Source organism: Wolbachia endosymbiont of Dipetalonema caudispina, assembly GCF_013365495.1.
GTDB lineage: Bacteria > Pseudomonadota > Alphaproteobacteria > Rickettsiales > Anaplasmataceae > Wolbachia.
In genome coordinates, this window is record NZ_CP046580.1 from 612,280 (window position 1) to 625,198 (window position 12,919).

General features: G+C 29.6%; 15 protein-coding genes and 1 rRNA gene. 4 read left to right on the forward strand and 12 right to left on the reverse strand.

The features are described from left to right. Positions 1-70: 70 nt before the first annotated feature. The 3 genes from sdhD to GOY14_RS02280 all read right to left on the reverse strand — a co-directional run bounded on the left by sdhD (position 71) and on the right by GOY14_RS02280 (position 2,425). On the reverse strand, positions 71-439 hold the full coding sequence (sdhD, locus tag GOY14_RS02270; protein WP_175809674.1) for a succinate dehydrogenase, hydrophobic membrane anchor protein: 369 nt from the start codon (positions 437-439) through the stop codon (positions 71-73). Continuing rightward, positions 436-813, reverse strand: a complete 378-nt coding sequence (gene sdhC, locus GOY14_RS02275; RefSeq protein ID WP_175809675.1) for a succinate dehydrogenase, cytochrome b556 subunit — start codon at positions 811-813, stop codon at positions 436-438. Before sdhC ends, sdhD begins: the two co-directional genes overlap by 4 nt. Positions 814-922: 109 nt before the next feature. Beyond that, a 16S ribosomal RNA gene (locus GOY14_RS02280) occupies positions 923-2,425 on the reverse strand. 251 nt (positions 2,426-2,676) lie between these two features. On the opposite strand from GOY14_RS02280, the gene GOY14_RS02285 reads away from it, so the two are divergent. Further along, the gene (locus GOY14_RS02285; protein ID WP_255419675.1) at positions 2,677-3,189 is read left to right on the forward strand and encodes a DNA polymerase III subunit delta; all 513 of its coding nucleotides are present in this window, start codon (positions 2,677-2,679) and stop codon (positions 3,187-3,189) included. 334 nt (positions 3,190-3,523) lie between these two features. On the opposite strand, the gene GOY14_RS02290 is transcribed toward GOY14_RS02285, so the two are convergent. Further along, positions 3,524-4,024: a Smr/MutS family protein gene (locus GOY14_RS02290; protein ID WP_175809677.1), complete on the reverse strand. Its 501-nt coding sequence runs from the start codon at positions 4,022-4,024 to the stop codon at positions 3,524-3,526. Between the two features lie 89 nt (positions 4,025-4,113). Between GOY14_RS02290 and rlmB the strand changes: the two genes are divergently transcribed. From rlmB to GOY14_RS02305, 3 genes are all read left to right on the forward strand, one after another. Further along, positions 4,114-4,869, forward strand: coding sequence for a 23S rRNA (guanosine(2251)-2'-O)-methyltransferase RlmB (gene rlmB / locus GOY14_RS02295; RefSeq protein WP_175809678.1), 756 nt, complete (start codon positions 4,114-4,116; stop codon positions 4,867-4,869). A 99-nt stretch (positions 4,870-4,968) separates the two neighbouring features. Further along, positions 4,969-5,691: a Bax inhibitor-1/YccA family protein gene (locus GOY14_RS02300; protein WP_175809679.1), complete on the forward strand. Its 723-nt coding sequence runs from the start codon at positions 4,969-4,971 to the stop codon at positions 5,689-5,691. Beyond that, a complete protein-coding gene (locus GOY14_RS02305; protein ID WP_175809680.1) occupies positions 5,692-6,231 on the forward strand; it encodes a cytochrome c oxidase assembly protein in 540 nt (179 codons plus the stop codon). A 735-nt stretch (positions 6,232-6,966) separates the two neighbouring features. Here GOY14_RS02305 and GOY14_RS02310 read toward each other — a convergent pair. From GOY14_RS02310 to rplO, 8 genes are all read right to left on the reverse strand, one after another. Further along, a complete protein-coding gene (locus GOY14_RS02310) occupies positions 6,967-7,983 on the reverse strand; it encodes a substrate-binding domain-containing protein (protein ID WP_175809681.1) in 1,017 nt (338 codons plus the stop codon). A 110-nt stretch (positions 7,984-8,093) separates the two neighbouring features. Next, positions 8,094-8,522: a 50S ribosomal protein L17 gene (gene rplQ, locus GOY14_RS02315; RefSeq protein ID WP_175809682.1), complete on the reverse strand. Its 429-nt coding sequence runs from the start codon at positions 8,520-8,522 to the stop codon at positions 8,094-8,096. A 7-nt stretch (positions 8,523-8,529) separates the two neighbouring features. Then, complete coding sequence (locus GOY14_RS02320) at positions 8,530-9,597, reverse strand: DNA-directed RNA polymerase subunit alpha (RefSeq protein ID WP_175809683.1); 1,068 nt, start codon at positions 9,595-9,597, stop codon at positions 8,530-8,532. Positions 9,598-9,618: 21 nt separating this feature from the next. Further along, positions 9,619-10,005: a 30S ribosomal protein S11 gene (gene rpsK / locus GOY14_RS02325; protein ID WP_175809684.1), complete on the reverse strand. Its 387-nt coding sequence runs from the start codon at positions 10,003-10,005 to the stop codon at positions 9,619-9,621. Between the two features lie 22 nt (positions 10,006-10,027). After that, positions 10,028-10,414 (reverse strand): 30S ribosomal protein S13, encoded by a 387-nt coding sequence (gene rpsM, locus GOY14_RS02330; protein ID WP_175809881.1) that lies wholly within the window; start codon positions 10,412-10,414, stop codon positions 10,028-10,030. A gap of 40 nt (positions 10,415-10,454) precedes the next feature. Next, positions 10,455-11,120, reverse strand: a complete 666-nt coding sequence (locus tag GOY14_RS02335; protein WP_175809685.1) for an adenylate kinase family protein — start codon at positions 11,118-11,120, stop codon at positions 10,455-10,457. Next, a complete protein-coding gene (gene secY, locus GOY14_RS02340; protein WP_175809686.1) occupies positions 11,117-12,445 on the reverse strand; it encodes a preprotein translocase subunit SecY in 1,329 nt (442 codons plus the stop codon). Before secY ends, GOY14_RS02335 begins: the two co-directional genes overlap by 4 nt. Continuing rightward, entirely contained in the window at positions 12,446-12,916 is a 471-nt protein-coding gene (rplO, locus tag GOY14_RS02345; protein WP_175809687.1) for a 50S ribosomal protein L15, read from the reverse strand. It lies immediately after the preceding gene. Positions 12,917-12,919: the final 3 nt, after the last annotated feature.

A 12,919-nucleotide genomic window follows, 5' to 3' on the forward strand; every position in this document is an offset into this window, starting at 1 on the left:
ATTACTATAAATATATAGTTCAATAATAAAATTAATACATTTAACGATATATTAACATAAAATCAATAATTCATAATAGAAAAATGCGCCTATAAAAAAAAAGAACTGTAAAGGCAAGAACTATATAAGTAGCACTCGATAAATACTTTATACATGTAACTATAAAAACTCTTATAGATATACTGTATATGTAATCTTCGCATATTACTTGCATTCCAAGAACTGCATGCCAGAAAATACAAAATAATAATACAATAAAAAATAAAAGTTCTAGAGGATGACTAATAGCCAGAAGCAATTTTTCATTAAAAGACAGAGAATAATTAGTATAAAATGTAGAAAGATATAAATAAATAAACCAAGGAAATAAAAGTAGCAAGATCACTGCGGAAATACGTTGTACCCACCAACGATATATTGAATTTCTAGACTGAATCATATAAACATAAATAAAAAAGTTATAGTAGAAAGAAGAAGTATTATTGTTATTAAAATAGCACTTCTTGAAACACCAGTCATTTCTAAATTAAGTCCCATATCCCATAATAAATGACGAACACCATTAAAAAAATGGTATAAAAAGCTCACAAAACATAAAATATAAGCTAACTTAGCAATAAAAGCAGATAATAATACATTTAAGTACCTTACTATAAACAGTTCAGGAAAATAGACATATAATATAAAATACCAAGAAAGTACTACTAACAAAAAAAATAAAAAAATACCAGTTAATCTATGTATAATAGAAAAAAAACTAGTAATCTGTATTTTATATATATGTAAATGTGGAGAAAGAGGCCTATCACTCATAAAACCCATACCAAAATTAGAATAAGAAAATGAAACAAAGCAGAAGTAAAGACAGCAGTATAGTGCATAATAACACTATTATTAAATATAGTAAATTATACACAAAGCCTAAGGAGGTAATCCAGCTGCAGATTCCCCTACTGCTACCTTGTTACGACTTCACCCCAGTCACTGATCCCACTTTAAATAACTCCCCCCTTGCGGTTAGGTCATTAGCTTCGAGTGAAACCAATTCCCATGGCGTGACGGGCAGTGTGTACAAGACCCGAGAACGTATTCACCGTGGCATGCTGATCCACGATTACTAGCGATTCCAACTTCATGCACTCGAGTTGCAGAGTGCAATCCGAACTGAGATGGCTTTTAAGAGATTAGCTTAGCCTCACGACTTTGCAGCCCATTGTAACCACCATTGTAGCACGTGTGTAGCCCACTCCATAAGGGCCATGATGACTTGACGTCATCCCCACCTTCCTCCAGTTTATCACTGGCAGTTTCCTTAAAGTCCCCAGCATCACCCGATGGCAATTAAGGATAAGGGTTACGCTCGTTGCGGGACTTAACCTAACATCTCACGACACGAGCTGACGACAGCCATGCAACACCTGTGTGAAATCCGGCCAAACCGACCCTATCCCTTCGAATAGGTACAATTTCCATGTCAAGGAGTGGTAAGGTTTTTCGCGTTGCATCGAATTAAACCACATGCTCCACCGCTTGTGCAGGTCCCCGTCAATTCCTTTGAGTTTTAATCTTGCGACCGTAGTCCCCAGGCGGAATGTTTAACGCGTTAGCTATAATACAGAAAGTACCCTCCCCATATTTAACATTCATCGTTTACAGCGTGGACTACCAGGGTATCTAATCCTGTTTGCTCCCCACGCCTTCGCACCTCAGCGTCAGATTTGAACCAGATAGACGCCTTCGCCACTGGTGTTCCTCCTAATATTTACGAATTTCACCTCTACACTAGGAATTCCTCTATCCTCTTTCAACCTCTAGGTTAACAGTTTTAAAAGCAATTCCAAAGTTAAGCTTTGGAATTTCACTTTTAACTTACTAACCAGCCTACGTGCTCTTTACGCCCAATAATTCCGAATAACGCTAGCCCTCTCCGTATTACCGCGGCTGCTGGCACGGAGTTAGCCAGGACTTCTTCTGTGAGTACCGTCATTATCTTCCTCACTGAAAGAGCTTTACAACCCAAAGGCCTTCTTCACTCATGCGGCATGGCTGGATCAAGCTTTCGCTCATTGTCCAATATTCCCCACTGCTGCCTCCCGTAGGAGTCTGGACCGTATCTCAGTTCCAGTGTGGCTGACCATCCTCTCAGATCAGCTATAGATTATAGCCTTGGCAGGCCATTACCCTACCAACTAGCTAATCTAATATAGGCTCATCTAATAGCAATAAATCTTTCCCCCGTAGGGCGTATACGGTATTAGTTATCGTTTCCAATAATTATTCCGTACTACTAGGTAGATTCCTATACATTACTCACCCGTCTGCCACTAGATTATATTATAGCAAGCTATAACAAATCCCGTTCGACTTGCATGTGTTAAGCCTGCCGCCAGCGTTCATTCTGAGCCAGGATCAAACTCTCAAATTTAAACTTTAACTTATAAAAAGTTAAAGGTATATCAAATAATCCAATATAGGATAATTTAGCTTTATACTGCTGTCTTTATTTCTACTTTAGAAATATTTTAATCTTCAACTATTCAAACAACCTTTAAAAAATATTATCATGTGATATAACGTAGTGTCAATATGTTTTTACAAATCATAAAGTATTAATATATAAACACATATTTATTTAAGAATATTACTATGAAAAAATATATCTTGTTATTGATATCGATGCCAGTACTAATTGCTATCATATTATATTTATTACACTATACTAATAACATAAAGCGATCTACAATTGCAGGCAATAAATTTTATAAGACATTTTTTTTAAAAAAAGACACTAAATTATTAGAAGAAGTAGACTCAAGCTGGAAATATTTAGCAAATTTTGAAAATGCATTCAATCACATCTCAAATTCAACATCAACATATGCTATATTCATTTACAATGATATAGCAAACAATAAAGATGTTCCTAATATTTTACGTGAATTAGCACAATATTTAGAAATAATGAGTTTATTTCTCTATGGTAAAAAAATAGATAAAGATAAAATCAATAACTTAAAATCAAGCACAATATATCCTTATTCAAGCCAAGAAGCCATTGCTATAATAAAAATACATAATAATGACATTAAAGGCGCAATTAAAATACTACATTCATTATTAAATAGCAAAAAATGTCCTACTTTAATAAAGGCTAACGCACAAGAATTACTCCGGATATATGAAAATTAAAAAGAATTTTGCATAACAAAATAATGACTAGTTACTTATAAACTCTATCAGTTTTCCCATTTTCATTAAACTGAAAGTATTTTAATTATTTAACATTTGCAAATTCAACAATAAAATAATATTATGTGGTTAATTTTTTATATTAAACTTTTCATGCTATCTATGTTTTAGTATTATATTTTCCCTTAAAATAAATAAATTTTTTAAAATATTTCATAACTAAAAATAGTTGCATAAATTTAAAATAGTTTAATCATCCTCAACACTGAAAATATAAAAATACCATACATTTTAATATAAACGTTAATATTTTACTTAATTTTTTAAAAATAAATCAAGACCTCAACTTTTTATTTTTTCTTAACAAAACATAAAAAGCTCCTTTACCACCATGCCTTTTTATAGCTTGTCGATAGTATAAAACCATGTACTGAATTTTACTATTATTTAACCACTTACTCAAATTATTCTTTATAATTTCCGTTTTACCTACTATATTACTTTGTCCTGTGATTATTAATAAATACCTATTTCCTACTTTATAATTTTCAATAATAAAATCTATTAATTTAGAGTATGCATCCTCTATACTATAACCATGTAAGTCAAGCTTATTATTTATCAAACATTTTCCTTTATCAATTTTTAACTTTGTGTTATAGTCAAGACAAAATGGCAAACTACCACTATTAATGTTAAAAAAATCTTCTCGCAAACAAGGTATGTCCCTATCAATTACAGGTTTTATATCTATTTTATAGCGACTTCTTAAAGTTACTCTCTCAGATTTTATTGGTTTAACATTCTTTGCCCAATCCAATTCATCATCTAACATAGATAGACTAATCAACCTTATTATTCTATAATAATATTAAATATAGTAAAATGCTACTTAATTTTATAAAATTTAAGATTCTAAATTTAATGAAATCAAAAATTAACGAGAGTTTTTGGCTATATGGAAAGCACACTTGTATATCAGCACTAAAAAATAAAAATAGGCAGTGTATAGAACTATTAATAACAGAAAATTTCTACAAAAAACATAAAGAAAAAATTAAGCAATATATAAATAACAAGTGTATTAAAGTACAATTAGTAAAAAATAAAATACTCAATAACTTTTTACCAAAAAGTGCTAACCATCAAGGCATTGCTTTAAAAGTTTCCCCTATTTTCCATAACTTAAACATCAAAGAGTTAGCACAAAATTCAAATAATAACTCCACTATAGTCATTTTAGATCAAATCACTGATACACACAATATAGGATCAATTTCAAGAACATCCGCTTGTTTCAATGTTGATGCAGTAGTTCTACCATATCACAATTCACCTAAAAAAAATGCATCTATCGCAAAAGCAGCAAGTGGAGCATTAGATATAATTCCCCTAATACATGTTACAAACATAGTTCAAATTATAAAATATTTAAAAAAGGTTGGCTATTGGTGTTATGGATTTGATAACAATGCAAAAAAGTATATAAATGAAATAAAAAGCTTTTTGGGAAAAAAAGTAATCATTTTTGGTTCTGAAGAAAAAGGAATACGAAAATTAGTTAAAGAAAATTGTGATTATCTTTTAAAAATTCCAATATCAAACTCAATTAATAGCTTAAATGTTTCAAATGCAGTAGCAATAGGATTATACTCTGTTTACATTAAAACACCACTATAATATAATTACCACTATAATATAATTAAAGTAATTTTTCACTTGATAAAGATACAGTCTTATCTTATAATAATATTTAAGGAATAAAAAGGAGTTATATTTATGTCTTACATGAGAAATGAGCGAGATGTTTACTCTCAAGGTATCTATTATAGTGCTGGGCTTAGAAGCTATTTGACCAAAGTATACAATTACATGGCTATAGCTTTAGGTGTTACCGGTACTGTTGCATTTTTAACTGTGTTCTTCGGTCTTTTCCAGGTTATTTATTCTAATCCTATTCTATCACTTATAGTAATGTTTTCTCCAGTAGCAATGGTGTTTTATATGTCTTTCAGACTCCAATACTTGAGCGCTCAATCTACAGTTACTATATTCTTCTTATTCTCAGTCCTAATGGGACTTTCTTTATCCCATATTTTTATAATTTACACTGCAAAAAACATAGCAAGAGCATTTTTTATCACATCAGCTATGTTTAGCTCTATGGCCTTATATGGTAACGCTACAAAAAAAGATCTAACCAACATGGGTTCTTTCTTGATTATGGGAATCTGGGGAATAATTATTGCATCCATAGTTAATTTATTTCTTGGAAGTACCCCTCTTTATTTTGCAATATCATTCATATCAGTAATAATTTTTACCTTGATAACTGCATATGATGCACAAAGAATCAAAGATATTTATTATAGATATAACGATGGTTCAGAAGTTGCAGCTACCAAACTAGCTATACTTGGTGCAACCAATCTTTATTTTGATTTTATCAATATCTTTCTCAATTTACTCAGGCTACTTCATTTATTTAACAATAGAGATTAAATGTTTTCTTTCTTAAAAAAGAATAATAAAGGTTTCACAATTTTATCTCTAATACTCTTAGTAATATTGATGCTATGTCTTACATATATATCAGTGCCGCTATATAGCACTTTCTGTAAAGTTACCGGATATGGTGGCACGACTAAAAAAACAATCAATACAACCACCACAAATGTAACTAATCAAAAAATCAGGGTCTACTTCGATGCCAATGTAATGCCAGATTTATCATGGGAATTTAATCCAGAAACTAACTATATTGATGTAAATATAGGAGAACAAAACTTAGCTTTTTATCACGCAAAAAATTTATCTAACCGTCCCTCATTTGGAATGGCAGTATATAATGTCACACCTTTTAAAGCAGGCAAATATTTTAACAAAATTGCCTGCTTTTGCTTTGAAGAACAACCACTATTACCAAAACAAAAAGCAGCTATGCCAGTATCTTTTTACATAGACCCTGAAATAATGCATGATAATAGCACAAAAGATTTAAGTGAAATAACATTATCATATACGTTTTTTAAGCTTAAATAAATAATAAATTTAGAAATCTTATTTTCTTAAATACATACATAATATAAACATTATTATAATAAAAGTATAGCTAGTATAAAAAAATAATAAAAATTACATCAACCTTATAATTAAAAGGTTTATACTATATAATAACAGTCACTTATTCTAAATACTAAAATTAATTTTCATTTATAATAAACAGTAAAACATAATCATAAATTCTAAACTTCTTAATAAATTAAATTATATAAAAACTTATCACTCTCAAAATTTACATTAAATTTTACTTTATCAATTTGCATTAAGTTAGTAAAAAACAAAAGAGATTTTGCAACCTCAAACATGAACAAAATCTTCTATTTTAATTCAACTTATAGATAAAAAGCATTACATATTATATCAAGTTAAAAAAAAAGTTAAGACTGAAATAAATAAAATTAATTTATACAATGTATATTATATGCAGTAAACTTACCAAAATAAAATACTAAGAAAACAAAACTTAAAATCAACATATCTTCATAAGCAATTTTATTTACTATAAAAACTTTACATAATAACTCACTTCATCCACAAATCAAAAAAAACATAAAACAACAAGCACCCTTACATAACTAAGTAGTTATATAAATCTTTATTATTCTTATATATTAACTATCTAACAATAAAAACTCTCAATATAATTAAACATAAAAAACCCTACAAACTTTAGTAACTTTTCATAAACTCCATTCTCTTTTTAAGCAAAAGATATTACATTATATCATGAGCTTTTATTAAAACCTTCTCTATATCACCACTTGAAAGTGGAATCAGACCAAGCTTAGACAAATATTCATCTTTAGTACTAATTAAATTTATTACTTCTCTAATAAATTCTCTTAGCCCCTCAACAGTATTAAAATGCTCTTTTTTTACATAAAGATACAAAGGTCTTGCTAGGATATATTTCCCCGAAGATATATTTTCATAAGTTGGCTCAATTCCTGCAATTGTACTTCCTTGTACTTTATCTTGATTTCTTATCAAAAAACTAAAACTAAATATCCCTAAAGCATCTTCATTACTTTTCAGTTTTTGTATTATTACATTTTCATTACTTCCAACTTCTATATACCTTCCATCATCTCTTATACTACTACATGCTTTCCTTCTCTCTTCTAAATCACTATAGTTCTCTTTAAAAATTTTTGAACTCATACATGAGTATTGGTCAAGCATAATAAAATTAATTAAAGTATTATACGTACCTGAATTTTGATGTGGACCATAAATTTTGATTTCTGTTTTTGGTAAAGCTGGATTTATATCAAACCAAAAATTTTTATTATTCCTTACCAACTTTCCACTTTCTTGTGAATACGCAGACAGAGTTTCAAACAAATCTTTTTTCGTAAAATCAAATTTATAACTTCGATTTGAGTTTGCAATTACAACTCCATCATATCCAATAATAATCTCCATCACTTCACTCACCTTATTCCTTTCACACAATTCCTTTTCCACATCTTTTATAGGACGAGATGAAGTAGCAATATCTGGTGTATTCTCCCCTATTCCAGAACAAAACATCTTGAACCCTGAACCACTTCCTATTGACTCTACAACTGGAGTTTTAAAAGAAAATACACGACCAAAATCTTCAGCTATAAACGAAATAAAAGGGAAAATAGTTGAGGACCCAACGATTCTAATATACTTCCTTGCATTAACGTCCGATAATGGAACAAACACTATAAATATAAAAATCAAGAAAAAAAACCTCAGCATTATTGTAACTAAAAATATAAACTTATAATTATCACAATTATAACAAAAAATCAAATTTTTTTAAATTTTAATTAAAGTAAAATCAAATTACATCAAAAATCATATAACAGTTAACCCCTTACAATCATTCTATTTTCTTCTTTATTTTTATTATTAACTTTACCTTTTGCTGTAGTATCCCTATCAACCAGTTCTATTACTGCCATCGAAGCACAATCACCCCTTCGAGTATTAAGCTTTATTATTCTAGAATATCCACCATTACGATTTTGATAACGACTAGCTAGAATAGTCAATAATTTGTTCACTGCCAACTCATTATTATGAAGGCGTGAAAGTAAAAGTCTCCTACCATGTAAAGTATTTTTATTCTTAGCAATTGTAATAAACTTTTCTACATATGGACGCAGTTCTTTTGCTTTTGGCAAAGTAGTTACAATTTGCTCATGATTGATTAAAGAAATAGATAAATTTTTTAACATCGATAATCTATGTTCAGTTCGACGAGATAATTTACGTCTCTTTATTCCATGCTTCATATATTATTCAATCTTCATCAGTATGTTGCTTAGCTAACTCATCTATATCCTTAGGCGGCCAATTTGGAATATTCATACCTAAAGATAAACCAAAATTATTTAAAACTGCCTTAATTTCATTTAAGGATTTTCTACCAAAATTAGCAGTCCTTAACATCTCACTCTCAGTTCTCTGAACAAGATCACCTATGTAAATAACATTCTCATTCTTTAAACAATTATGTGATCTAACAGACAACTCCATTTCATCTACCTTACGCAATAAGATAGGATCATAACCTAAATCTTTATAACTACTAGAAGAAGAAATTTGTAATTTTTTATGACCAACATCAGAACTAATAAAAGGCTGCAATTGCTCCTGTAATATCCTTGCAGCAGAATCAACAGCTTGACTTGGAGAAATTGTACCATCAGTTTCAATCGACAATATCAGTTTATCCTTATCAGTAACTTGACCAACACGACTATTCTCTGCTCTATATGAAACCTTATTGATAGGACTATACAAAGCATTAACTGGAATAAATCCCTTTAGATCTTGCCCATTAACAAACCTTAAAAGTTCATTTTCTTTATATTTAGTAACAGGAAGATAACCTTTTCCACTAGCTACATATATAATCATATTGAACTTCACATCTTGCCCCAGTGTACATATTAACAAATCTTTATTAACAATAAAACACTGATCATCAGTCTCTATCATCCCAGCCACTACTTGACAAGGTCCTTTAGCATTCAAATTTAGACATTTATTGGAAATACCATTTAACTTACATCTCAACATACCCACATTCAACACTATATCAGTCACATCCTCTCTTATCCCCTGAATTGAAGTAAATTCATGAGTTACACCTTCAATTCTTATTCCATAAACAGCACTACCTATAAGAGAAGATAACATTACACGCCTTAACGCATTACCAAGTGTCAAAGCAAAACCACTCTCCAATGGTTCAAGTACTATATCACCTCTTTCATCTGAATCACCTGGTAATACCTTAATTGAATTAGGTCTAGTTAATTTACCTAAGTTATTAAAAATACTAATATTATCATTACGATACATAAAATAGCCTTCTAAAATATTCTATACTCTTCTTTTTTTCCTTAACCTACATCCATTATGAGGAATTGCAGTTTTATCTGCAATTGAGGTTACTGTTAACCCACAACCTTGCAACGCTTTCACAGCAGCTTCAGCTCCAAAACCTGGACCACGTATTATTACAGAAACAACTTTCATACCAAATTTTTCTACTGCAATTTTTGCAGCAGCTTCTGAAGCTTTACCCGCAGCATAAGGTGTAGACTTTCTTGAACCTGAAAAACCATGTGCACCAACAGAAGTTTGGTATAAAGTATTACCTTGAACATCAGTTACATTTATAAAAGTATTATTAAAAGTCGCACGAATATAAATAACCCCAGTAACAAATTTCCTTACACTTTTACCAATTGCTCCGACCCTTTTCATAAACCCATAATAACAATAAACTTTACTTATTTCCAGAAACAAACAAACGAGATTTATAACCCTTACAAGTCCTAGCATTAGTATGAGTCCTTTGTCCTCTTACAGGCAAACCTTTCTTGTGTCTTATTCCTTTATAGCACCCCATTTCCACCAAAGATTTTATATTCATAGCTATTTCTTTTCTAAGCTCACCTTCTATAATATAATTCTTCCTAATGAAACTACTAATTCTTTCTATATCCTCACTTTGCAGTTCTAAAACACGTTCATTCTTATTAATTTTACAAGCATAGCAAATTATATTTGCAGTAGCAATACCTATACCATATATATAAGTTAATGCAAAAGGAACACATTTCTTTACCGGAACATTTACACCTGCAATACGCACTAATAATACTCCAACTATTAAAATAATCTTTAACTCATAACTATACAATAAACTAGAATTAAATTAAATTACAAGAAGAAATTTTATTTTCAATCGCTTGCTTCACCTGAATAACATTAAGATTAGCATTAACTATTAATAACTTATCTTTATAATATCTACGTAAATTTTTTATCTGTACATAATAATCCCTTATTCTTTTATTAATCACAGATAAATTAGAATCATCAATTCTTCTTCTTAACTTTGTACTTTTACATTTTATACAAATAAGATTATTATCACTAATGTTACCATTACCAAAAAAAGATGTACTATATATACCTTTACAATCCAAACATACAAGACGATTTCTTAATCTATCAATTGCAACTTTATTATTAATTCCTAATTCAATAGCAATATCCACATCTCTATTGTATCTTTCTTGCAAAATTTTAGTCAAAAAATAAGCTTGATTTAAATTCCTAGGAAAACCATCTAATAAAAAATTATCATTCATCAGTATAAGTTGGTCATACAATAATTTACATATAACTTCATCCTGAATTAAATTACCAGATTCTACAACATCTTTTACCTCTTTACCTAACTCGCTATCACTAGATATAATATTTCTTAACAAATCTCCTACTGAAATTAACTCTAAACTATACTTTGTTATTAAAAAGTTCGACTGAGTACCTTTACCGGAACCAGGAGGACCAAAAACCGTAAGAATCATCTTAATTTCCTTGTTTTAGATTCATATTTCTTTATCCAACTATCATACTTATTTGAAAAAATATAAGATTGTATTTGCATAATAGTATCGGTAACAACATTAACTATAATTAATAAGCTTGTTCCACCAAAAATAAATGGTATATTATAACAATATCTTATAATTTCAGGCACAGCACATATAATTACCAGATACACAGAACCAATGAATGTTAATCTTAAAACTATTTCTTGAAGATAATCAGAAGTATGTTTTCCAGGTCTCCTACCAGGTATAAAACCCCCATTTCTCTTAAGAAAATTAGCATTTTCTTCTGGATTAAATATAAAATTAGTATAAAAAAAATTAAAAAACACTATAAGTATCAAGTAAGCTATAATATAAATTATTTTATTTGCTATAAAGTAATTTAAAATAAAATTAGAAAACTTATACCCTTTATAGAAATTTGCAATCGAAATAGGAGTTAATAAAATTGCATTGGCAAAAATAGTTGGTATTACACCAGATAGATTAATCTTTAATGGTATATAAGTAAAATCGTCATTATGTAATTTTTTAAACTGTTTTCTAGGATACTGAACAATAACTTTTCTATAAGAAGACTCTGTAAAAATAACCAAAAGCAATAGCAAAAAGAATACTACTAAAATAAAAAAGATAATAAACAATGATATACTACCACTCTTATTTAATGCTAACAATGCTGAAAAAGCACTATGTAACTCCGATATTATACCTGTAAAAATAATTAACGAAATTCCATTACCTACACCACTAGCACTAATTTGTTCACCAAGCCATATCAAAAATACAGTTCCACCTAAAAGACTAAAGGCCCCTACTGTACGAAACATAAAACCAGGTTCAACAACAACTAATATTTCCTCTCTATTCATTCTTTCCAACCCGATCAAAATAGTAACTGATTGAAATATACAAAATATTATAGTCATATAATATATATAAGAATTCATCTTTCTACGTCCCAACTCTCCATCATTCTTAACTTCATTAATTCCCTTAACAATAGAAGATAATAACTGCATAACTATAGATGCAACTATATATGGCATAACACTTAATGCTAAAATTGTCATTCTAGCTAATGCACCACCAGAAAATAGATTAAACACCCCAAAGACACCAGAAGCTTCTTTAGGAAAAATATCATTAATAACATCAAGATTAATCCCAGGAATAGGCACATAAGTACCTAAACGATAACAAATTAAAGCAATTAACGTAAAAAATATACGCTTTAATAAATCACCTTTATACAATAATGCAGGATCCAAATTATTAAATGCGGACTTGCTGCTCATTTAATATACTACTTCTACATTACCGCCAACTAAAACTACAGATTCCTTTGCAGCTTTCGACGCAAAGTCAACATAAAATACACATTCATCATTTAACCTACCCTTATTAAGAAGCTTAATTTTATCTTCAACAGACCTTATAAAACCCAATTTACACAGCACTTGCTTATCTATAACAGAACCCTTCATTATTTTCTTATCCCTTATTAAACGCTGCACATCACCTACATTAATTACTGAACATACTTTCTGACGTACAGGGTTAAAACCTCTTTTAGGTAAACGAGTATATATAGACTGTTGACCACCTTCAAACCCATTTATAGAAACACCACTTCTAGCCTTCTGACCCTTATGCCCCCTACCAGATGTTTTACCTTTACCACAACCAATACCTCTACCTAGCAACTTAGGCTTCCTTTTTTTTGATAATTTATTAAATAAATAATTTAATTTTATAAAATTATTCACATC